The organism is Streptomyces sp. NPDC043685, from assembly GCF_056436585.1.
The window spans coordinates 30,434-51,421 of the sequence record NZ_JBWKCH010000009.1; the positions used below are offsets into that span (position 1 = coordinate 30,434).

Annotated in this window: 24 protein-coding genes; 12 read left to right on the forward strand and 12 right to left on the reverse strand. The window is 72.5% G+C overall.

The window, feature by feature from the left end; all coding sequences use genetic code 11:
- Positions 1-49: 49 nt before the first annotated feature.
- From AC0665_RS27675 to AC0665_RS27690, 4 genes are read right to left on the reverse strand one after another with little or no spacing between them, the layout of a single operon-like run.
- Positions 50-1,027: a hypothetical protein gene (locus AC0665_RS27675; RefSeq protein WP_478705985.1), complete on the reverse strand. Its 978-nt coding sequence runs from the start codon at positions 1,025-1,027 to the stop codon at positions 50-52.
- The gene (locus AC0665_RS27680) at positions 1,024-2,028 is read right to left on the reverse strand and encodes an ABC transporter permease (protein ID WP_478705986.1); all 1,005 of its coding nucleotides are present in this window, start codon (positions 2,026-2,028) and stop codon (positions 1,024-1,026) included. Before AC0665_RS27680 ends, AC0665_RS27675 begins: the two co-directional genes overlap by 4 nt.
- Positions 2,025-2,909, reverse strand: coding sequence for an ABC transporter ATP-binding protein (locus tag AC0665_RS27685; protein WP_478705987.1), 885 nt, complete (start codon positions 2,907-2,909; stop codon positions 2,025-2,027). Before AC0665_RS27685 ends, AC0665_RS27680 begins: the two co-directional genes overlap by 4 nt.
- On the reverse strand, positions 2,906-3,298 hold the full coding sequence (locus AC0665_RS27690) for a GntR family transcriptional regulator (protein ID WP_468412143.1): 393 nt from the start codon (positions 3,296-3,298) through the stop codon (positions 2,906-2,908). Before AC0665_RS27690 ends, AC0665_RS27685 begins: the two co-directional genes overlap by 4 nt.
- 111 nt (positions 3,299-3,409) lie before the next feature.
- Here AC0665_RS27690 and AC0665_RS27695 point away from each other — a divergent pair, with 111 nt between their 5' ends.
- The 6 genes from AC0665_RS27695 to AC0665_RS27720 all read left to right on the forward strand — a co-directional run bounded on the left by AC0665_RS27695 (position 3,410) and on the right by AC0665_RS27720 (position 8,848).
- Positions 3,410-3,961, forward strand: a complete 552-nt coding sequence (locus AC0665_RS27695) for an RNA polymerase sigma factor (RefSeq protein ID WP_363119966.1) — start codon at positions 3,410-3,412, stop codon at positions 3,959-3,961.
- Positions 3,958-4,794, forward strand: coding sequence for a zf-HC2 domain-containing protein (locus AC0665_RS27700; RefSeq protein WP_468636005.1), 837 nt, complete (start codon positions 3,958-3,960; stop codon positions 4,792-4,794). The genes AC0665_RS27695 and AC0665_RS27700 overlap by 4 nt, the downstream gene beginning before the upstream one ends.
- Positions 4,791-5,651 (forward strand): ABC transporter ATP-binding protein, encoded by an 861-nt coding sequence (locus AC0665_RS27705; protein ID WP_478607477.1) that lies wholly within the window; start codon positions 4,791-4,793, stop codon positions 5,649-5,651. The genes AC0665_RS27700 and AC0665_RS27705 overlap by 4 nt, the downstream gene beginning before the upstream one ends.
- Complete coding sequence (locus AC0665_RS27710; RefSeq protein WP_478705988.1) at positions 5,648-7,159, forward strand: ABC transporter permease; 1,512 nt, start codon at positions 5,648-5,650, stop codon at positions 7,157-7,159. The genes AC0665_RS27705 and AC0665_RS27710 overlap by 4 nt, the downstream gene beginning before the upstream one ends.
- Positions 7,150-7,776 (forward strand): ABC transporter, encoded by a 627-nt coding sequence (locus tag AC0665_RS27715; protein ID WP_478705989.1) that lies wholly within the window; start codon positions 7,150-7,152, stop codon positions 7,774-7,776. Before AC0665_RS27710 ends, AC0665_RS27715 begins: the two co-directional genes overlap by 10 nt.
- Before the next feature lie 109 nt (positions 7,777-7,885).
- Positions 7,886-8,848 carry a LysR family transcriptional regulator gene (locus AC0665_RS27720; protein WP_478607482.1) on the forward strand — a complete coding sequence of 321 codons (963 nt, stop codon included), beginning with the start codon at positions 7,886-7,888 and terminating at the stop codon, positions 8,846-8,848.
- On the opposite strand, the gene AC0665_RS27725 is transcribed toward AC0665_RS27720, so the two are convergent.
- Positions 8,820-9,347: an N-acetyltransferase family protein gene (locus AC0665_RS27725; protein WP_478705990.1), complete on the reverse strand. Its 528-nt coding sequence runs from the start codon at positions 9,345-9,347 to the stop codon at positions 8,820-8,822. The genes AC0665_RS27720 and AC0665_RS27725 overlap by 29 nt on opposite strands.
- A complete protein-coding gene (mshD, locus tag AC0665_RS27730) occupies positions 9,344-10,270 on the reverse strand; it encodes a mycothiol synthase (RefSeq protein ID WP_478607485.1) in 927 nt (308 codons plus the stop codon). Before mshD ends, AC0665_RS27725 begins: the two co-directional genes overlap by 4 nt.
- A 144-nt stretch (positions 10,271-10,414) precedes the next feature.
- On the opposite strand from mshD, the gene AC0665_RS27735 reads away from it, so the two are divergent.
- The 3 genes from AC0665_RS27735 to AC0665_RS27745 all read left to right on the forward strand — a co-directional run bounded on the left by AC0665_RS27735 (position 10,415) and on the right by AC0665_RS27745 (position 14,677).
- The gene (locus AC0665_RS27735; RefSeq protein WP_478705991.1) at positions 10,415-12,232 is read left to right on the forward strand and encodes a bifunctional metallophosphatase/5'-nucleotidase; all 1,818 of its coding nucleotides are present in this window, start codon (positions 10,415-10,417) and stop codon (positions 12,230-12,232) included.
- Positions 12,233-12,290: 58 nt separating this feature from the next.
- A complete protein-coding gene (locus tag AC0665_RS27740) occupies positions 12,291-13,502 on the forward strand; it encodes an LmeA family phospholipid-binding protein (RefSeq protein WP_468412055.1) in 1,212 nt (403 codons plus the stop codon).
- Between the two features lie 152 nt (positions 13,503-13,654).
- Entirely contained in the window at positions 13,655-14,677 is a 1,023-nt protein-coding gene (locus AC0665_RS27745) for a glycoside hydrolase family 5 protein (RefSeq protein WP_478607492.1), read from the forward strand.
- A 69-nt stretch (positions 14,678-14,746) separates the two neighbouring features.
- On the opposite strand, the gene AC0665_RS27750 is transcribed toward AC0665_RS27745, so the two are convergent.
- The 3 genes from AC0665_RS27750 to AC0665_RS27760 all read right to left on the reverse strand — a co-directional run bounded on the left by AC0665_RS27750 (position 14,747) and on the right by AC0665_RS27760 (position 17,354).
- Positions 14,747-16,810, reverse strand: coding sequence for a pectinesterase family protein (locus AC0665_RS27750; RefSeq protein WP_478705992.1), 2,064 nt, complete (start codon positions 16,808-16,810; stop codon positions 14,747-14,749).
- A gap of 74 nt (positions 16,811-16,884) precedes the next feature.
- The gene (locus AC0665_RS27755) at positions 16,885-17,139 is read right to left on the reverse strand and encodes a hypothetical protein (RefSeq protein WP_478509649.1); all 255 of its coding nucleotides are present in this window, start codon (positions 17,137-17,139) and stop codon (positions 16,885-16,887) included.
- Positions 17,136-17,354: a hypothetical protein gene (locus tag AC0665_RS27760; RefSeq protein WP_478607497.1), complete on the reverse strand. Its 219-nt coding sequence runs from the start codon at positions 17,352-17,354 to the stop codon at positions 17,136-17,138. Before AC0665_RS27760 ends, AC0665_RS27755 begins: the two co-directional genes overlap by 4 nt.
- 138 nt (positions 17,355-17,492) lie before the next feature.
- Between AC0665_RS27760 and AC0665_RS27765 the strand changes: the two genes are divergently transcribed.
- The 3 genes from AC0665_RS27765 to AC0665_RS27775 are packed head-to-tail and all read left to right on the forward strand — an operon-like array spanning position 17,493 to position 18,315.
- Entirely contained in the window at positions 17,493-17,921 is a 429-nt protein-coding gene (locus AC0665_RS27765; protein WP_478705993.1) for a helix-turn-helix domain-containing protein, read from the forward strand.
- Positions 17,918-18,121 (forward strand): Scr1 family TA system antitoxin-like transcriptional regulator, encoded by a 204-nt coding sequence (locus AC0665_RS27770; protein WP_478705994.1) that lies wholly within the window; start codon positions 17,918-17,920, stop codon positions 18,119-18,121. Before AC0665_RS27765 ends, AC0665_RS27770 begins: the two co-directional genes overlap by 4 nt.
- Complete coding sequence (locus tag AC0665_RS27775) at positions 18,118-18,315, forward strand: DUF397 domain-containing protein (protein WP_478607500.1); 198 nt, start codon at positions 18,118-18,120, stop codon at positions 18,313-18,315. The genes AC0665_RS27770 and AC0665_RS27775 overlap by 4 nt, the downstream gene beginning before the upstream one ends.
- Here the strand turns inward: AC0665_RS27775 and AC0665_RS27780 are convergent.
- The 3 genes from AC0665_RS27780 to AC0665_RS27790 all read right to left on the reverse strand — a co-directional run bounded on the left by AC0665_RS27780 (position 18,305) and on the right by AC0665_RS27790 (position 20,960).
- Positions 18,305-19,771 carry a sensor histidine kinase gene (locus AC0665_RS27780; protein WP_478607503.1) on the reverse strand — a complete coding sequence of 489 codons (1,467 nt, stop codon included), beginning with the start codon at positions 19,769-19,771 and terminating at the stop codon, positions 18,305-18,307. The two genes, AC0665_RS27775 and AC0665_RS27780, sit on opposite strands and share 11 nt — an antisense overlap.
- Complete coding sequence (locus tag AC0665_RS27785; RefSeq protein WP_478705995.1) at positions 19,768-20,505, reverse strand: response regulator transcription factor; 738 nt, start codon at positions 20,503-20,505, stop codon at positions 19,768-19,770. The genes AC0665_RS27780 and AC0665_RS27785 overlap by 4 nt, the downstream gene beginning before the upstream one ends.
- A 269-nt stretch (positions 20,506-20,774) precedes the next feature.
- Positions 20,775-20,960 (reverse strand): hypothetical protein, encoded by a 186-nt coding sequence (locus AC0665_RS27790; protein ID WP_468412043.1) that lies wholly within the window; start codon positions 20,958-20,960, stop codon positions 20,775-20,777.
- Positions 20,961-20,988 lie beyond the last annotated feature (28 nt).

The following is a 20,988-nucleotide window of genomic DNA, read 5'->3' on the forward strand; positions in this document are numbered from 1 at the left end:
GGGGCGGGCCGCGCGTCCATCCCCCCGTGGAAGGACGCGCGGACCGGGTTCAGGGCAGGCGGCGGGCCAGGAGGAGGAAGGCGGCGGCCGTGGCGGTGCCGGCCACGGCCAGCAGCAGGCCGGTCTCCACGTACTGGAGCGGCCAGAAGTGCGACTCGGGGTGGAAGGTCGCGCGGCTGAGCCGGACGCCGTGCCGGGTGGGGTCGGCCCAGGCGACCTGGAAGGCCGAGCGGGGCAGTTCGAGGGTGCCGGCCTCGGTGCGGGTGACGGCCGGCCAGAGGCTCTCGCGGTGTCGCTCCAGCAGGCTGTGGAGGAGCAGCGAGGCGGCGAGGGCCACGCCGGTGGCGGGCAGGGCCCGGCGCCACACCAGTCCGGCGAGGGCGCCGAGGGCGAGTCCGGCCAGGGCGTAGGCGACGGCGACCGGGCCCGTCGACACGAACACGTCCGGGGCGTACCAGTCGCCGGCCAGGTCGGGATCGCCGTCCCCGCGCGCCCAGTCGTTCAGCAGGAGGAGCCCGCCGGTCCCGGCGGTGAGCAGCGCGGCCGGGGCGGCCAGCTTCACGGCCAGCCACCGCAGCGGCGCGACCGACTGGGTCCAGGCGAGCTGGGCGGTGCCGCTCTCCAGTTCGCGGCCGATCAGGGCGCCGCCCGCCCAGGCCGCCACGGGGAACATCACCCAGGACAGGGCGGTGGCGAGCACGGCGATGCCGTTCGCGTACGTCTCGTCGGCGGTGATCGCCTCGACCGCCGCGCAGGACGGGAGCCGGTCCGTGGAGGGCGTGCCACAGGCGCTCATGCCGGCCTGCGCCTCGTCCCGGAGGGAGTGCAGCCAGACCAGGGCGACGGCCGCGGCGGCCAGGGCCACGAGCGACAGGACGAGGGCGGTGCGGTGCGTCCTGCCGACCGCCCGGAGCGTGCCGCCCGGGCGGGCCGCGGGCCGGCCGGCGGACGCGGCGGCCGGCGGACGCGGCGGCCGGCGGACGCGGCGGCCGGCGGACGCGGCGGCCGGCGTGTCGAGGGCGGTCATACGGAGGCTCCCGTGCGGCGGCGCAGCAGGACGAAGGCGGTCGCGACCGCCAGGGCGGCTACGGCGAGGAGGACGCCGGTCTCCATGAGCTGGAGAGGCCAGAAATGGGAGGCCGGGTGGTAGTCGGCGTAGTAGCGGGTGATGCCCAGCCGGGCCTCGCAGCCGGGCTCGCCCGAGCACGCCGGCAGCGGGACGCGGGCACCCGCGGTGGTCAGGGCGCCGCTCTCGACGATCATGCCGCCGGAGCCGGGATTGGAGTCCAGGTCCGTCACGACCGTCTTCACGGGCCACAGGTGCGGGCGCAGTTCCTCGACGGCCGAGCCGAGTGACCCGACGGCCAGGACCGCGACGCCGAGGGCGGGCAGCGTCCGGCGCAGCAGCATGCCCGCCAGGACCCCGACGGCCAGGGCGGCGAGCGCCTGGGCGGCGGCCACGGTGCCGTTGACCTCGAAGACGCCGTCGTCGTGCCACTGGTACCAGCCCATGACGCCGTTCAGGGGACGGCCGGACGACCACAGCGCGCGGTGCAGCAGCGTCACCGTGAGTGTGCCCGTCACGAGCAGCACGGCCGGGACCGCGAGCTTCGCGGCCAGCCAGCGGGCCGGGCCGACCGACTGGGTCCAGGCCAGCTGGGCGGTGCCGTTCTCCAGTTCGCGGCCGATGAGGGCACCGCCCGCCCAGGCCCCGGTGAGCAGCGGGAGGAGCCCCACCAGGTGGGTGCCGAGCGTCGAGATCATCTGGTACCGGGTGTTCGCGGGCCCGGGGGAGTCGCAGCCGAGGCCGGGGCGGGGCAGGTCGCAGCCCATGTCCCTGTACTCGGCCCAGGCGGCGTCCGCGCCCGGGCCCATCGCCCACAGCAGCGCCCCCGCGGCCACCGCCACCAGTCCCAGCCAGAACAGCAGGGCCGTGCGGTGCACCCGGAGCATGGCCAGGAGCAGCCCGCGCGACGGCGAGGTGCGCCGGGTGAGGGCGGGCGCGCTTACGGTGTCGAGGGCGCTCATACGGCGGCCTCCGGCCGGTCGAGCAGGAGCGGCGGGGCGTCGGGGGAGCGCAGGTGGGCCAGGACGACTTCCTCCAGGGTCGGGTGCTCGCCCCGGACCACGTCGCCGAGGGGACCCGTGGGCCGGACCAGGGCGGTCAGTTGGCGGCCGGTGGTGCGGGACTCGACCACGGTGTGCGGGTCCAGGGCGTCGCCCGCCCGGCCGGTGACGAGGGTGTGCGCGGCGAGCAGGTCCTCCAGCGGCCCGGCGAGACGCACACGGCCACCGCCGAGCAGCAGCAGGTGGTCGCAGGAGCCCTCCAGCTCCGCGACGACGTGCGAGGACATGACAACCGTGGTGCCGTGGTCGGCGGCGTCGGCCATGAGCGTCGCCATCAGCTGGTGCCGGGCGAGGGGGTCGAGGTCGGCCATCGGCTCGTCCAGCAGCAGCAGTTCGGGCCGCTTGCCGAGGGCCAGGGCGAGCGCGACACGGGTGCGCTGACCGCCGGAGAGCGACCGGATCTTCGTGTCCGGGTCGAGGTCGCCCTCCGCGACGATCCGCTCGGCGACCCGGGCGTCCCAGCGGCGGGGGTTGAGGTCGCGGCCCAGACGCAGGGTGCCGGTGACGGTGAGCTGGGGGTGCAGGGGCTTGTTCTGCGCGACGTAGGCGAGGCGCTCGCGGGATGCCGCCGGGGCCCGGCCGAGCACGGTGACCGAGCCGTCGGTGGGCCGCAGCAGCCCGGCCGCCAAGGCGAGCAGGGCGGACTTGCCGGCGCCGTTCGGACCGACGACGGCGCACACGCGGCCCGTCGGTATCCGGAAGGAGCAGCCGTCCAGGGCCGGCCTGCGGCGGCGCCCGAACCTCCTGCCCAGTTCCGCCGCCTCGATGGCGGTGTCGGTCATGCGTCCCCCTTGTGATCTGTGACGTACGCGTCGAGTACGGATGTGAAGAGGGCGGCCACGTCCTCGCGTTCCAGGCCGGCCTCGCGCGCCCTGGCCGCCCAGGCGTCCAGCTCCGCGCGCAGCGGGGAGTCGGCGGGCGCGGTGCTCAGGGACCTGCGCACGAACGTGCCCAGGCCGCGGCGGGCCTCCACCAGGCCCTCGCGCTCCAGCTCCCGGTAGGCCTTGAGGACCGTGTTCGGGTTGATGGCGGTGGCCTCCACGACCTCGCGGGCCGTGGGGAGCTTGTCGCCCGGCTCCAGCAGGCCCAGGCGCAGGGCCTGTTTGGTCTGCTGCACGATCTGGACGTAGGTGGCCACGCCGCTGCGCCGGTCGATGCGGTACTCGACCACTGCTGAAACCACCCTTTCACTAATTGAGTAGTGAAAGGGTGGTGGAAGAGGGGCCGGAAAGTCAAGCGCGAGTGCGTGAACCGTTCGGCCGGGGCCGTCCGATGAGGAGACGTGAGCGATACGAGAAGCGACGGGGAGCTGCTGCGGGCCATCGCCGCGGACGCCGACCGGCGCGCCTTCGAGGAGCTGTACCGGCGCTACGCGCCGTGGCTCCGGGCCCGGTTGCGGGGGCGGTGCGCCGACCTCGGCGTCGTCGACGACGTCGTGCAGGAGACCTTCCTCGCGGTGTGGCGGGGCGCCGCCCGCTACCGGGAGGAAGCCGGTTCCGCGGACGCGGCCGGGTGGCTGTGGCGCATCGGCTCCCGGCGGCTGGTGGACGCGCTGCGGGGCGACGGGGCGCGGGGACGGCTGCGGCAGGCCCTGGCGAGGCTGCGGCATCGGGACGAGGTGTCGGCGGAGGAACGCGTGCTCGCGGGGGTGGAGCACGGGGACCTCGCCGGGGCCCTGGTCCGGCTGTCGCCGGAGCTGCGGGCGGTGTTGCAGGCGACCGTCATCGACGGGCTGACGACCCGTGAGGCGGCGGTGCTGCTCGGGATACCGCCCGGGACGGTCAAGACACGGGCGATGCGCGCCCGGAAGCAGTTGCGGGAGGCGTTGGCATGAGCTGGCACGTGGCCGAAGAGGATCTGCGCGCCTATGCGCGAGGGGAGTTGCAGCCCCCTGTGCTCTGGTCCGCCGACGCGCATCTGGCCTCGTGCGCCCGGTGCCGTGAGGTGCTGGCGGAGGTCAGCGACCCGGTCGTCCTCGACGCGGGGTGGGACCGGCTCGACACCGAGCTGGACGCGCCCCGGGCCGGGCTGCTGGAGGGGCTGCTCGTGCGGCTCGGCGTGGCCGGGCACACCGCGCGGCTGCTGGCGGCGACGCCCGTGCTGCGCGGGTCCTGGCTCGGGGCGGTCGTCGCCGTGCTGCTCCTGAGCGTGGGGGCCGGGCACGCCGTGCGCGGCGGGGAGTTCCCCACGCCGTTCCTGGCCCTCGCGCCGCTGCTGCCGCTGGCGGGGGTGGCGCTGTCGTACGGACCCGTGCTGGATCCGACGTACGAGATGACCGTGGTCGCGCCGATGCACGGGTTCCGGCTGCTGATGATCCGGACGGTGGCCGTCCTCGCCGTCGTGCTCGGGCTGAACGGGCTGGCCACCCTGGCACTGCCCGCCTACGGGCTGCGCGCCCTGGCCTGGCTGCTGCCCGCGTTGGCGCTCACCGCGACCGGGCTCGCGCTGACGCCCCGGCTGGGGCCGGTGCTCGCGCCGTCCCTGGTGGGCGGGGCGTGGGTCGGGCTGCTGCTGACGGCCGACGCGCTGCGGACGGGGGCGGACGTGCCGCTCGCACCGTTCACCCTCGCCGGGCAGGGCGTGGCCGCGACGGTCGCCGCGCTCGCCGCCGGGCTGCTCTTCCTGTTCCGTGACCGATTCGACCTCTTCCAGGGACGTGCCGTATGACCCCGACCGTGTCCGCCTCCGGGCTGAGCCTCAGCTACGGCGGCACCCGCGCCCTCGACGACGTGTCGCTGCGGCTGACCGGCGGCGTCACCGGGCTGCTCGGGCCCAACGGCGCCGGCAAGACCACACTGCTGCGGGTGCTGGCCACCGCCCTGCCCGCCGACCGGGGCGCCTTCACCGTGCTCGGGCACGACCCGGGGACCGCCCGAGGCCGCCAGGAGGTGCGGCGCCGGCTGGGCTACCTGCCACAGACGCCGGGCTTCCACCCGGACTTCACCGCCTTCGAGTTCGTCGACTACGTGGCGATCCTGAAGGAGATGACCGACCGGGGCGCCCGGCACCGGGAGGTGCGGCGGGTGCTCGACGAGGTCGGCCTGGCGGACGTGCGGGGCAAGCGGATCCGCAAGCTGTCCGGCGGGATGCGGCAGCGCGTCGCCCTGGGGGCCGCCCTGGTCGGTGACCCCGGCTTCCTGGTCCTCGACGAGCCGACCGTGGGGCTGGACCCCGAACAGCGCATGCGGTTCCGGGAGTTGATCGCCGGAGCGGGGGAGGGGCGGACGGTGCTGCTGTCCACCCACCAGACGGAGGACGTGGCGATGCTCTGCCACCGCGTGATCGTCATGGCCGGCGGGCGGGTGCGGTTCGAGGGCACCCCGGCCGAGCTGACCGCCCGGGCCGCGGGGCGCGTGTGGAGCAGCACCGAACGGGACCCGGGCGCGAAGGCGGGGTGGCGCACCGGCACCGGGACCTTCCGCAACGTGGGGGACCCGCCACCCGGCGCCCAACTGCTCGAACCCACTCTGGAGGACGGCTACCTGCTCACGCTCGACGACGCCGGAGCGGAGGTGGCGGCATGACCGCGGTCGTGGAGAAGCCGCTCGCACCGGCGATACGGAACGAGCCCGGCGGAGCCTTCAAGGCCGTGCTCGCCCTGGCCCTGTTCGAGACGCGCCGGCTGCTGACCCGGATTCCGGTGCTGCTCGCCTTCGCCGTGTACCTCGGCTGGACCGTGTGGCGCGCCGGCAGGGCCTGGGGCGATTTCCCGGCCCTCCAGGACGCGGACCGCGCCACCCAGAGCGCCCCGATGTTGGTCGGCCTCGCGGTCCTGCTGTCCGTCAACCAGGCCGCGCTGCGCTCCCGACGGCACGGCACCGAACGGCACTTCGCGGTGCTGGTGCTCCCGCACTGGTGCCGTACGGTCGCCCACGCCCTGTCGGTCGTGGCCGCGGCCCTGGTCACCGCCGTGTGCGTGGCCGGACAGTTCGGGTGGGAGGCGCTGCGGCCCGGGGCGATCGGGCAGGGGTCGGTGGCCGAACTGCTCGTCGGGCCGCTGACGGTCCTGCTGTTCGGCCTGGCCGGGCTGCTCGTGGCAGGGCTGGTGCGGTCCGCTCTGGTGGCGCCGCTGCTGGTGGTGCTCTTCCTGTTCCTGTTCCTCTTCTTCTCGGGCCTGGACTACGGGGCGAGGTGGCTGCTGCCGGCAGTCGAGGAGGCGACCTCCACCACCCTGCCGTCGGACCTGATGGGCCGGCCGGCCGCCTGGCACGCCCTGTACCTCGCCGGACTGGCCCTGCTCCTGGGCCTGGTGGCGGTCCTGGTCGCCGGTGGCCGCAAGCCGGCCGTGCTCGCCGGTGTCGCCGGGGCGCTGGCCCTGACGCTGGTGGGCGGAGTGGCCCAGTCGGCGGGCGACTCCCCCGAACTGGTCGAGGCGCGCGAGCGCGCAACGGTGCACCCCGAGCAGGTGCAGTCCTGTGTCCGCCGGGACGGCTCCACCTACTGCGCGTTCCCCGAGTGGGCGCCACGGGTCGGGGACTGGGCCGCGGTGGTGGACCGGGTCCGCTCCTTGGCCGGCGGCAGGGCCCAGGAGCAGGACGTCGTCGTACGGCAGCGGGTCGACGCACGCTACGGCCTCTCCGGTGACGCGGCTCTGGAACCCCTGAGGCGCCCGCACGAGGTGACGGTGGGCACCCAGTGGGGCGGCAACCGCGTCCCCGAGTTCTCGGCCGCCGTGGCCGGTGTGCTGATCGCGGGCGACGAGAAGGCCGCGACCTCGATCTGCGACGGCCGGATCGTCCCCCTCATGTGGCTGGCCGTGGGCTGGGAATCCGACCCGCTCGCCGCGCTGCGCCGCGTCCGTCTCAACGACACCGTCACCGGCTCCGACTACGTGCTCCAGCCCACGAACGGGCTGTACATGACCGAGGCCCAGACCGAGGTGCTGCGCGCGCTGCTCGACCTGCCCCGCGGTGAGGCCGGCACACGGGTCAAGGAGCGGTGGGACGAACTGACCGCGCCGAAGGTCACCGCGGCCCGGGCCGCCGAACTGCTGGGCCTGCCCGCGCCCGAGGGGGAGGACAAGTGCTCTTGAACCGGCACCTGGTGCTCCCCGTCCACCGGACGGTGCCATGGGGCACGGTCGGCGCGGCCGGGGCGGCGGGACTGCTGCTCGCCGCGCTGACCCGGACCGGCGAGAGCGCGGAGCGGCTCTCCCTGTACCTGCTGCGGGCCGCGATCCTCGCCTTCGCGGTGGGCCTGGCCTTCCTCCTGGACGACCCGGCCCGGCACACCACGGCCGCCGTGCCGACCCCGCGCCCGGTCCGGACCGCCCTGCGTGTCGCCCTGGCCGCCCCGGCCGCTGCGGCCTGGTGGACGGCAGCCCTGCTGCTCGTGCCGCCGGGCGTGCGGCCCCCGGTCGGCGACATCACCCTCGAAGCCGGGGCGGCCTGTGTCCTGGCGGTGACCGGCGCGGCGGTCGCGGTGCGCTTCAGCGAGGTCACCCGGCCCGGACTGCCGGTGTCGGGCGGGCTGCTGACCGCAGGCGTCCTGGTGATGCTGTTCTGGCCCGGGCGCTGGGCGCTGTTCGTATCCGTGGCGGACGAACGGTGGGCCGCGGCCCACGACCGGTGGGCCGTGGTGCTGGCGGGGGCCGCGGTCCTGGGCGCGGTGTGCTGGGGGGAGCCGCTGCGGCGGAGGATCCGGCTCTAGGAGAAGCCGGTGCACATCCAGTGGTTGTGCACCGGATCTGTCCTGCCTCACAGACTGCTACCTCACGAACTGCCCGACAACCACGTGTTGTGCGGCTAGGCTGCCCTTCGTGGACCTCAAAGCCGTACGTGCCTTCGTCGCCATCGCCGACTCCGGGCAGTTCCAGAAGGCCGCCGTGGACCTGGCCCTCACCCAGCAGGCCGTCTCCAAGCGGATCGCCGCGCTGGAGAAGGACCTCGGGGTGCGGCTGCTGGTCCGCACGCCGAGGGGCGCGGAACTCACCATCGACGGGCAGGCCCTGCTGCCGCACGCCCGGGTCCTGCTCCAGGCGGCGGAACGGGCCACCGCCGCGGTGCGTCCGGGGGACCGGGCACTGCGGGTCGACGTCGTGGGACGCCGGGCCGCCACCGGCGGACTCGTGCAGGGCTTCCACCGGGCGCGTCCGGAGATCGCGCTGGACGTCGTCACGCTGTTCGACGTGGAGACGGCCGTGACCGCCGTGCGGGACGGGGCCGTCGACGCCACCTTCCGGGCCGTCACCATGCCGGGGCACCGGCTCCCCGACGGCATCGGCGCCGTCCCGGTCCTCGACGAGCCGCTGCACCTGTGCGTCGGCCCCGGGCACGCCTTCGCCCGGGCCCCCTGGGTGTCCCCCGCGCAGCTGGCCGGGCACCGGATCTGGATGCCCGGCAACGTGCCCGGGACCGAGTGGCACGCCTACTACGAGGCGCTCGCCGCCGAGTTCGGGCCGTCCATCGACACCATCGGCCCCAACTTCGGCCTGGAAGCGCTCCTCGACACCATCGCCGGTTCCCCGACCGTGGCGACCTTCCTCAGCGAACGGACCCCGCACGTCTGGCCGGCCGGCCACGACCTGCGGCTCGTGCCGCTGCGTGACCCCGTCCCGGTCTACCCGCACTCCCTGCTCTGGCGCACGGACAACCCGCACCCCGGCCTGACCGCGCTGCGGGACCACCTGGCGGCGACCCGGCCGCTGCCGCCGGAGGGAACGACCTGGCGTCCGGCCTGGGCCCGGAGCGCGCCTACCCCAGCCGCTTCTCCATCAGCGTGAAGGACTTGGGCGCCCCTCCCGGCTGCGGCTTGCCCTCCTTGCGTCCCACGACCCGGTAACCGGCCTGCTGGTAGTAGGCCGTGAGCGGGGTGTTCGTGGCCAGACAGTCCAGGCGCACGGCGGTCCGCCCCGCCTCGGCCACACGGTGTTCCGCGGCCGTCAGCAGCAGCCGGCCCGCCCCGGGCGCGGCCGTGCTCCGGTCCACCATCAGCCGGTGCACGTACCCGGCCACCGGCGGCTGCGGACCCCAGGCGTCCTCGTCCTCCCACCACAGCTCCCAGGCACCGGCGAGGCGCCCGCCGCTCTCCGCCAGCCAGACCTCGCCGTGCGCCATGACCCGGCGGAAGTGCTCCTCGTCCAGCTCCCCCGGCCGCCACTGGCCGGTGACGCCACGGGCCAGCATCCAGCGGGCGGCGTCGTCGCGGAGCCGGACCAGGGCCGCGAGGTCGGATGCGACGGCAGGGCGGACACACAGGCCCGGCACCGCGGGAGCGCTCACGTCTCCGTCCGGTACATCAGGTCCACCTCGTGCGTGGTGAACCCCAGCCGCTCGTACACCGACACCGCCGCCTTGTTGTCGGCGTCGACGTACAGCATCGCCGTCGGAAGCCCCTGCCCCGCCAGGTGCCGCAGCCCGATCGTGGTGAGGGACCTGCCGAGGCCGCCGCCCTGCGCGCCGGGGCCGACGCCGAGGACGTAGACCTCACCCAGGCCTTCCTCGGCGTGCACCTTCGTCCAGTGGAAGCCCACGAGTTCGTCGCCGCGGAAGGCGAGGAAGAAGCCCGCCGGGTCGAACCACGGCTCGGACTTGCGGTCGTCGAGGTCGCGCTGGGTCAGGGAGCCCTGCTCGGGGTGGTGGGCGAAGGCGGCGGCGTTCACCGCGAGCCAGGCCGCGTCGTCCCGGCCGGGCTCGAAGGTCCGCACGGTGACACCCTCGGGGAGCACCGGCTCGGGCGCGTCGAAGTCGGTCAACGGCCGCCGCATCTGGCGCAGTTCACGGAAGAGCGTCAGGCCGAGGACCTGCGCGAGGTGGCGGGCGGCGGAGTGCCCGCCGTGCGCCCACACCCGCAGCCGCTTGCCCGACGCGGCCAGCAGCGCGGACCCGAGCGCCCGCCCGTGCCCGTGCCCGCGATGCCCGGGGTGCACCACCAGCTCGGCGGCCGGCGGCTCCACCGGGTCCGTGTCCTCCAACTGGGCATAACCGACAAGTTCCCCACCGGCGGTGAGCAGCAGATGGGACACGCCCGCACGCTCGCCGCCCCGCAGCTGCAACCGGCCCTGTTCGGACACCGCCTGCTGCCCGTCGGTCCGGGCCGCCTCCTCGAGCAGTCCGAGCACGGCCTCGGTCTGCTCCGCGGAGAGCGCGGCAAGGGTCTCGATCGAGCGGGGGCGTCCGGGCCGTACGGTGTCGTCGCTGGTCATGCGTACGAGGGTACGGGGCACCACCGGCAAAACGGCGGCAAAGAAGCAACCAGGTCGTAACCACGAAACACCTGTCGCGCTACGCGCGTTGACTCTAGGCTGCGCCGGACGACATCACCGTCCGACAGACCCACAGGGGGGCGTATGCCAGCCACTTCACCGGCGCATCCGGAGCGCCGGAGACGCCGTACGAACCGTTTCGCCGCTCTCGCCGCCGGTGTGGTCACCGTCGGCGCGCTGGCCGCCGCGGCGCTGCCGGGTTCGGCCAGCGCCGGGGAGGACCAGCACGAGGGCGGGTACGGCCACGGCCGCTACCAGGACGTCCAGCTGCTGTCCTTCAACGACCTGCACGGCAACCTGGAGCCGCCCGCCGGTTCCTCCGGCCGGGTCACCGAGACGCAGCCCGACGGCACGACGAAGACCATAGACGCCGGCGGTGTCGAGTACCTCGCCACGCATCTGCGGCAGGCCCGCAAGGGCGAGAAGTACTCCATCACCGCGGCCGGCGGCGACATGGTCGGCGCCTCCCCGCTGATCTCCGGGCTGTTCCACGACGAGCCGGCCATCGAGGCGCTCAACAAGCTCGACCTCGACGTCACCTCCGTCGGCAACCACGAGTTCGACGAGGGCGCCAAGGAGCTGGCCCGCCTGCAGAACGGCGGCTGCCACCCGAAGGACGGCTGCTACACGGACGAGAAGTTCACGGGCGCCGACTTCCCCTACCTCGCGGCCAACGTCCTCGACGAGAAGACGAAGAAGCCGATCCTCAAGCCCTACTGGGTGTGGAAGAAGAACGGCGTCAAGGTCGGCTTCATCGGCGTGACCCTGGAGGGCACCCCGGACATCGTCTCCGCCGAGGGCGTCAAGGGCCTGTCCTTCAAGGACGAGGTCGAGACGATCGACAAGTACGCCAAGGTGCTCCAGAAGCAGGGCGTGAAGTCGATCGTCGCGCTCATCCACGAGGGCGGCTTCCCGGCGTCGACGTCGTACAACTACGACTGTGACTCCCCGGGCGCGGGCGACGGCATCTCCGGGCCGATCGTCGACATCGCCAAGAACGTCACGCCGCAGGTGGACGCGCTGGTCACCGGCCACACCCACAACGCGTACGTGTGCAGCATCGCCGACCCGGCGGGCAAGCCCCGCATGGTCACCTCGGCCGCGTCCTTCGGCCGCCTCTACACCGACACCACGCTGACCTACGACCGCAGGACCGGCGACATCGCCCGTACGGCGGTGAAGTCCGCGAACCGCGTGGTCACCCGGGACGTCCCCAAGGCGCCCGACATGACCGAGCTGATCAGCAAGTGGAACACGCTGGCCGCGCCCATCGGCAACAAGCCGATCGGTTACATCTCCGGCGACATCGGCAACACCGGCACCGAGTCCCCGCTCGGCGACCTCATCGCCGACGCGCAGCTCGCCCACGGCAAGCAGCTCGACCCGGAGACCGACCTGGCGCTGATGAACCCGGGCGGTATCCGCGCCCCGCTGACCTACGCGGCGAAGGCCGGTGAGGGCGACGGTGTCGTCACCTACGCCGAGGGCTTCACGGTCCAGCCGTTCGCGAACACCGTGAACCTCCAGGACTTCACGGGCGCGCAGGTCATCCAGGCGCTCAAGGAGCAGGTGTCCGGCCCGAACGCGGCGGCCCCGAAGGTCCTCCAGGTCTCGTCCGGCCTGACCTACACGCTGGACCTCACCAAGTCCGGTGCCGACCGGGTGGTCACGGACAGCATCAGGCTGAACGGTGCGGCCATCGACCCGGCGGCCACCTACCGCGTCGCGACGAACAGCTTCCTCGCGGGCGGCGGCGACGGCTTCCCGACCCTCGGCCAGGGCACGAACGACGTGGTCGGCAGCGACGACCTGGCCGCCCTGGAGCAGTACCTGACGGCCAACTCCTCGGCGTCGAACCCGATCGCCCCGCCGAAGGCGGACCGCATCACCATCGTGAAGTAAGTCGCATACCCGGGGTTCAGGTTGCGGGTGGGGGAGGTACGCATGATCGGATGGATCGATGCGTACCCCCCACCACGTAGCTGCGCATCCCCGTCCGAACCCGTACGAGGAGCTCGCCGCCCTCGATGACGGGCCTTTGGAGGAGACCCCTCTGGAGGAGTTCCTCGCGAAGGAACCGGATGCGGGCGCCGAGGACGCCTGGACTCCGCCGGACCACCGCCGTGGCGGCAGGCGGCGCCGGAAGAATCGTTTCTCTGGTTTGCCGCTCGCGGTGAAGGCGGTGGTCGGCCTGGCCGTCCTGGCCTCCTTCGCCGCCCTCGGTGACCGCTGGGCCGTGCTGTACGCCGAGCACCGGGCCGCCGGCACCCTCAAGGACCGCCTCGACCTGGCCGCCGCGCCCGAGGTGGAGATCGGCGGCTTCCCCTTCCTCACCCAGCTCGCCGACAAGCGCCTGGAGTCGGTGAAGGTGACCGTCCCGGACGTCGCCGCCGACCGGGTCTCCCTGGCCAAGGTGTCGGCCACGGCCCACGACGTGAGGCTGGACGCCGACGGCCCCACCTCCGTGCGCGGCGCCCACGTCCCCCGCTTCGACGGGGAGGTCCAGCTGACCTTCGCCGACCTCAACCGCGAACTCGGCGCCTCCCAGGTGACGTTCACCGGTGAGGGCCGGGACCGCGTCCGGGCGGACGGCACCCTGCCCGTCGCCGGGCACGACCTGCGGCTGCGCGCCGAGGCCCGGATCGAGCGGCAGGGCGAGCGGGGCATCGCCACCGAGATCGGCAACATGCGCCTGGACATCGGCGACCTGGCCACCTACCGCCCCGGCACCCGCCCCTCGGAGGGCCTGCACCTGACACCCAAGGGCACCGCCGACCTCGCCCGGGAGACCCGCAAGGCCAAGGCGCTGCTGTCGGTCCCGGCCATCGTGCGGCGGATGGGCGTGCCCGAGGCGACCGTGCGCGAGGCCCTGGCCGACGACGGCAAGCTCACCGAACTGACCGGCTCCCCGCGCTTCGCCCGCCAGGCTGCCCGCCTCAACCTCATCGACCTGGCCCTGGAGCACCCCGACGTCATGCGCCGCCTGGGTCTCGACCCCAAGTTGCTCGACTCCCTGACGGGTCTGACCCGCCCGGTGCTGGCCGACCGGCTGTCCCTGGCGTTCGAACTGCCCGAGCCGGAGCAGGGGAACGTGCGGCTGCGGGACGTGCGGGTGGAGAAGGACGGCATCCGGGTGCGGGTGTCGGGCACCGGGCTGACCGTGGGCTCCTAGGCTGCGTTCGGGCTCTCGGTCTGCCTTCTTGATGAAATTTGGTGTGCTGATGTGTTGAGCTCTGTTCGAGTCCTCTTCTAGTTTGCGGGAGCCAACGAGCCGCCGATCTGTACGCGAGGTTCGCTCGAACGTACTGCTCAGAAGGGGACGTCGTGTCACGAAAGACTCACCGGGGGACAGCCGGCCTGGGAGCGCTGCTCGCCTGCGTCACGGCATTCGGCGGGGCCCTCGCCTCTCCCGCAGCCGCATCCCCCGCCACCCCGCCGCCCGTCAGCGACTTCAAGGGCGTCAACTGGGCCGACCCGCGCGACAACTACGCCCATGACGCGGTCGTGCCCTCGGGTCTGTCGACCTCCGACAGCTACGCCACCACCTACGCCAAGTCCAAGGCGATCATCGGCGGGTTCTCCAAGCTCGGCGCCAACACCGTCCGCTTGCCGGTCAATCCGACCTCCGTGAACGGCCCGTTCTGGAAGTCGTACCGGGGCGCGATCGACGCCGCCACCGCCAAGGGCTTCAAGGTCGTCCTGGGCTACTGGGAGGCCGACAACGCCAAGGACGGCAAGATCGACGACCAGGCCTCCTGGGACCGGATGTGGGCGCGGATCACCTCCGCCTACGCCCGCAACTCCAAGGTGTACTTCGAGCCGATGAACGAGCCGTTCGGCTACACCGCCCAGGAGTGGACCGACATCGCCGCGAAGTGGGTGAGCACCCACGGCAACGTGCCCCGCGACCGCATCCTGATCGGCGGCTACAAGTACAGCGAGGACGTCAAGCCGGTCTGCGCCGACCCGCGCCTGAAGGGCACCCGCCTGGCCCTGCACAACTACGGCTTCTGGCACACCGACTGGACCAGCGTCGACCAGTGGAAGGCGGACTTCAAGAGCCGCATCGGCGACTGCGCCTCCCGCACGATCCTCGACGAGTTCGGTGCCTCCATGACCACCGGCCTGGACTACAACGGCCCGGCGGGCAGCTCCAACGAGATCGCGTACATCCAGGCCGCGACCGACACCATCCGGGAGCTGGGCCTGGGCTCGGTCTACTGGCCCGGCCTGCGCAACGGTGACACCTACTCCCTCACCACGCTCCAGGGCACGGGCACGAACCTCAGCCTGACGGTGAACAACCAGAGCGGCCTGGACCGGCTGCACTACGCCTGGAAGCAGTAGGTCCCAGCGGATCCATGGTGGCCCTTCCGGGTCCGGCGCCGCTCGTCAGCCGGACCCGGAAGGGAGTCTTCAGGACGCCGAAGGCGTCCAGCCCGCGAGCCAGTCCGCGACCTCCTGGTTCGCGGCCTGCGCGTCGGACAGGTGAGGACGGTCGGCGCTCGCCGGGCCCGCACCCGCGCCGTGGTTGCCGTACTCGGCGAACCGGTCGTCCCTCCACGAGAAGCCGCTCATGTCGGTCCACGGCGTGGACTTGATCGCGTTGCTGAGGTTGGTGTTGCGGACCGTGGTCTGCGGATCGAGGGACGCGTCCCCGCCCGCGTGCCAGGGCCGGCCGAGGTGGAAGGTCCCGGCCGAGACGTCGCCGTTCACCGTGGAGTTGGCGATCAGGATGCCCCTGCGGTTCGCGGCGGTGCTCGGCGCGGTGATGTAACCGCCCGAGGCGCCGTCCCAGCGCTTCTTCAGCGTGATGACGGACTTGTCGACGACGGCCGTGGCCCGGCCGAAGATGAAGTCGACGTTGCCGACGACGTAGGAGTTGCCGACGTACACCCGGCCCAGCCGGTCCTTCGACGCGGTGTCCAGCAGCAGGGTGTCCTGGTCGCCGCTGACGATGATCCCGTCGAGGAACACCTTGTCGGCGGCGGTCCGCAGGGCGACGGCCTGCCGGTCCTTGATGTTCTGGTTGGCCTTCTCGTCGAAGTCGTTGGAGATGGTCAGGTTGCGCGCCTGGAAGTCGTCCGCCTCGACGGCGACGGTGGCGCTGCCGCCCGTGCCGTAGGTGCCGCCGCCTGGCTTCGGGGTCCCGGACGCGTTGTTGTAGACGATGGTCGTGTCCTTGCGGCTGCTGCCGGTGCCCCGGATGGTGACGTGCGGCTTGTTGGAGGGCACCTTCACCAGTTCCCGGTACGTCCCGGGCTTCACGGCGATCACCACGCGGGAGGGGTTGTTCGCCGGTACGGCGTTCACGGCGGCCTGCACGGTGCGGTACTGGCCGCTGCCGTCCTGGGCGACGGTGAGGGTGGTGGCGGCCGCGGCCCTGGTGGAGGCGGTGGTGGTGCCGAGGGAAGCACGCGGTCCGGCCTGGGACTTCAGGAGCGCCGGAAGGGCGGCGGCCTTGTCGAGGGTGTAGGGGTAGTACGTCTTCGGGTCGAAGGCGCTCCCGCCGCTCTCGTTGCGCCCGCTGGTGCCGGTGAAGACGTTGCCGCGCTGCACGATCGCGGCGCCGCCGTCCTTGATGACGGGGTTGTTCACGCCCTGGAAGAGGGAGTTCTCGAGCACCATCCTCGTGCCGCCGCGCGAGTAGTTCCCGTACGAGGACTTGATGCCGGTGCCCGGGGCGTCCTCCAGGAAGTTGTTGTACAGGTGCGCGTGGGCGGCGTTGTCCGTGGAGGGGTTGCGCTGCTCGGTCTCGCGGATCCAGTTGTGGTGGATCGTGATGTCGGTCTTGACGTTCTCGGTCCAGCCGATGCCGAAGGTCTTGTTGTTGTCGCTGAGCTTGTTCCACGACACGGTGACGTTCGTGCTGTCCTTGCGGACGTCGATGAGCCCGTCGGCCATGTGCCGCAGATCGTTGTGGTCGATCCAGACGTGATGGGCGCCGTCCATCTGGATCGCGTCGAAGTCGTGCTCCTTGTCGTTCCAGATGCCCTGGTACGCGTCCCGGATGGTCAGGTTCCGGATGATCACGTTGTGCACGCCCTGGCCGAGGAAGAACCCGCCGCCGACGATGTGCCCGGCGGTCCCCTGACCCACGATGGTCTTGTCGGACCGCACCTTGATCTCTTTGCCGACCGGGTTCATCGTGATGGTCCCGGCGACGACGATGACGTAGGGCTCGGCCGCGGTCGCGTACTTCTCCAGATCGGCGAGCGTCCTGACGGTGACGGTCTTCCCGCCCCGGCCGCCGTAGGTCCCGTTCTGCCCGAGGGAGTTGACGGAGGCGAACCCGTCGGCGGTGTCGGTGGCCCAGGACGGGGCGGCGGCGGAGGCCTGCCGGCCGGTGGAACCCAGGACACCGAGGTCGGTGCCGTAGGCGAGGGTACCGGCGGCGGTGAGGGCCAGGGGGACCCCGACCGCCAGGGCGGTACGGCTTCTGCGACGACGGTGCTGGGCGCTGCTGCGCGGCTCACTCATGCGGCGATCCGTTCCATGTGGGGGAATGACCGCTGATGAGTCGCCGCCCCCGGAGGAAAGGTTGCCGGGTCATGTCATCCCTTCCGGCTGATCGCGATCCGCAGCACGTCCCCCAGCGACTCCAGGGCCCGCGTCAACGCGAAACGCACGGCGCGTTCCCCGGCCTCGGGGTCGCCCAGTACGGCTCCGGCTCCGGCGAGCACCTGCTCGGCCGACGCCAGTTGAGCGGCCTCGACGTCGTCGGCGAGCTGCGAGAGCCGGCTGTCGGGGCTGTCGGTGCTGAGGTAGCAGGGCTTGCCGTCGGACCCGGTCCAGGGGAGCAGCCTCATGCGTGGACCTCCAGTCCGTGGAGGTAGGGCCGGACCAGGGGGGTGTCCATTTCGAGGGACTCCACGTGGAGGGCGCGAGGGGGACGCGCGGGCGGGGGCGACGACCGCAGGACAGGGGTGGCGGATCGGTGACGCCCCCGGGCGGGCAACAGGAGCCGTACGAGGGTGAGCAGGAGGGACTCGCAGAGTTGGGCGGTGAGCAGGCGTAGGCGCATGGAGGTGTCCCTTCCGGGGGCCAGGCAAGGGGTTTGGCGAGCGGTGATCACCCTTCGTGCCTTGATGGTTACGGACCGCGCGTACGCTCTGGAAGAGGGCTGGCGTTGTCCGGGCGCCAGGCAACGGGGAGGGGTGACATGGGCGAATTTGTTGACGAGCAGCGGGAGTCGAGGCGCGCCGAGCTCGGACGGACGCTGCGGTTCCTGCGGGAGAAGTCGGGCAAGACGCTTGCGCAGTTGTCGGCGGAGACGTCGTACGACAAGAGCTATCTCTTTCGCCTGGAGAAGGGAGAGAGGCTGTCCAAGCGGTCGGTCATGGAGGACCTCGACAGCTACTTCGAGTCCGGTGATCTGCTCCTGCGCCTGTGGCGGGACGCGCGCAAGGAGGTCATCAAGGACAAGTACAAGGCGTTCATGGACCTGGAGGCGACGGCTCGGGTCATGTGGATGTTCCAACTGGCGGTGCCTGGGCTGTTGCAGACAGAGGACTATGCCCGCACGGTGCCGAGCTGCCATCGGTCGTGCTTCAGGTACTGCCTCACACGGCAGGCGTGCATGACCTCATGAACAGCCACCTCACGCTGCTGTGGCAACGAGTCGGAGACCCCGTTGCCTACGTGGAAGGCAACAGCTTCGGCGAGTTGATCGACGACCCGGACAAGGTCTTGTCCTTCCGCTGGTCCTACGATCTCGTCCGGGACGCGGCGCTGGCTCCTGAGGAGTCGACAGCGTTCATCAAGCGTCTCTTGGAGGAGTGCAGATCATGAACCGAACCCTCGACCTCAGCACCGCCGTGTGGCGCAAGTCGTCCTACAGCGACGGGGGCCAGACGAACTGCCTGGAGATCGCCGCCAACTGCCCCGGCACCGCTCCGGTCCGGGACAGCAAACTGCCCGACGGTCCGGTACTCGTGTTCGGCGCGAGCCCCTGGGCGTCGTTCCTCGCCCACGTCAAGAAGTAGGAGGATCCTCCGGCGGAGGCACCGCCGCCCCCGGCAGCCGTACCGTCGCCACCGTGCCGCCGCCCTCGGCGTGGGACAGCGACACCTCGCCCCCCGCCTGCTGCACCGTACGCGCGACGATCGACAGGCCCAGGCCCGAACCCGGCAGCGCCCGGGCGCTCGGGGAGCGCCAGAAGCGGTCGAAGACGTGGGGGAGTTCGTCGGCGGGGATGCCCGGGCCGTGGTCGCGGACCGTGAGGACGCCCTCGGACAGACGGACCTCGATCGTGCCGCCCGCCGGGCTGAACTTGACCGCGTTGTCCAGGATGTTGACCACCGCCCGTTCCAGGGCGGAGGGTTCCGCCCGGACGAACCAGGGCTCGATGTCCGCCGTGATCGTCAGCTCCGGGCCGCGCAGCCGGGCCCGCCGCAGCGCCGACTCGACCGTGTCCTGCCAGGCGACGATCTGTGCCCGGCCCGCGTGCTGGCCCGTGGCCGGGCGGGACAGCTCCTGGAGGTCGCCGATGAGTGCGGCCAGCTCCGTCATCTGCGCCTTCACCGACGCGAGCAGGGCCTTGCGGTCCGCCTCGGGAAGCGGCCGGCCCGTCTCCTCGCTGCGGGTGAGCAGTTCGATGTTGGTGCGCAGGGAGGTGAGCGGGGTGCGCAGCTCATGGCCGGCGTCCGCGATCAGCTGCTGCTGGAGGTCGCGGGAGCTGGCCAGGGCCGAGGTCATGGCGTTGAAGGAGTGGGACAGACGGGCGATCTCGTCCTCGCTGTCGTCCTCCACGGGGATGCGGATGTTCAGATCCTCCGTGCGGGCCACGTGTTCGACGGCGTCCGTCAGCTTGTCGACGGGGCGCAGCCCGGCCCGGGCGACGGCCAGTCCGGCGGCCCCGGCGCCGAGCACTCCCACCCCGGAGACGAGCAGGAGGATCAGCGCCAGTTCGTTGAGCGTGGACTGCGTTCCCTTGAGCGGCAGGGCGATGACGAGGGAGTAGTCGGCGGCGACGCCCGGGGGCAGGTGATCGTCCTTGATGACGACCGCCGTCGTCAGGACGCGCAGCCTGTTGCCGTGGTCGTCCGTGCCGTCGCGGATGCGGCCCTGGTTCGGGTCGGGGTCCCTGGCCACGGCCTTGTCGTCGCCGGTGACGCGGATCCGGGTCGTGGAGGACGGGAAGAGACACAGCGTGCCGTCGACGCGGACCAGCTGCCCGTAGGTCTTGGGCCGCGACCCCATGCCCAGCGCGTCGGAAGGCGTCTGACGGCAATCGCCGGTGAGCGCCTGCAACTCGTCCGGGCGCAGCGGCGCGACCGACGACTTCAGGTCGTTGTCGATCTCGTCGTACAGCTTGCCCTGCACGATGAACCAGCAGGTCACCGAGACCGCCGCCACGGCGAACGCCACGGCCGCCGCCACCAGCAGGGCCAGCCGGGAGCGGATCGGCAGGGAGCGGAACCGGCGCACGACCTTGTTCACTCGGTGCCGCCCTGCCGCAGTACATAGCCGACGCCCCGCACCGTGTGCACCAGCCGCGGCTCACCGCCCGCCTCGGTCTTGCGGCGCAGGTACATCACGTACACGTCGAGGGAGTTCGACGACGGCTCGAAGTCGAAGCCCCAGACGGCCTTGAGGATCTGCTCCCGGGTGAGGACCTGGCGCGGATGGGCCATGAACATCTCCAGGAGCGTGAACTCCGTCCGGGTCAGCTCCACCTGGCGCCCGCCCCGCGTGACCTCACGCGTGGACAGGTCCATGCGCAGGTCGGCGAAGGTGAGCGCGTCCTCGTCGGCCGGGCCGGCCGCGCCCACGGTCGCCGCGTAGGAGCTGCGGCGCAGCAACGCGCGGATCCGGGCGAAGAGTTCGTCGAGTTCGAAGGGCTTGACGAGGTAGTCGTCGGCGCCCGCGTCGAGGCCGGTGACACGGTCGCCGACGGTGTCACGGGCCGTGAGCATCAGGATCGGCGTGGTGTCCCCGGTGGCGCGGATGCGGCGGGCCGCCGTCAGGCCGTCCATGCGCGGCATCTGGATGTCGAGGACGATTAGGTCGGGCCGGTAGGCCGCCGCCTTGTCCAGCGCGTCCGCCCCGTCGACGGCGACCTCGGTCCCGTACCCCTCGAAGGCGAGACTGCGCTGGAGCGCCTCGCGTACGGCCGGCTCGTCGTCGACGATCAGGATGCGCTGCGGGTCACGGTCACCGTCTGCGGGGCTCATGGGTCGGGAGTCCTAGGGGATGAAGGGGGACGGGGGTGCTGCGTTGACGCTCTCAGCGTCCCACGTCAGCGGGCGGTGACGGGAGGAGCATCAGCCCGGCGGCGTGCGGCGAGGGGGAGGAACGTCCGCCGGTGAAGCACGACGCCGGAGGCGCCTCGGCCCGGTGGCGGGCGGTGACGGGAGAAGCGACCCTCGTGGCCCGTGGCCCGAGGCCCGAGGCCCGAGGCCCGGGCGCCGGAGGCGGATCGGTGCGGGCGACGGCAAGCGCGTCAGCCCCGTCCCGCACGGCGTCGGGCCGTCGCCCCGCGGGACGCCCGGCGGGCCGCTGCCGTCCCCGCCGACGCCACCTCCGCCGCCCGGCCCGTCGGCGGGTGCGGTTCGTGCGCCACCGCCAGGGGCAGCCCGATCCCCGCCGGGTCCCCGCCCGGCTCCGTGTGCGCAACCTGCTCGATCATCGCCCTGCTCCTCGCTGTCGTCGCTGTC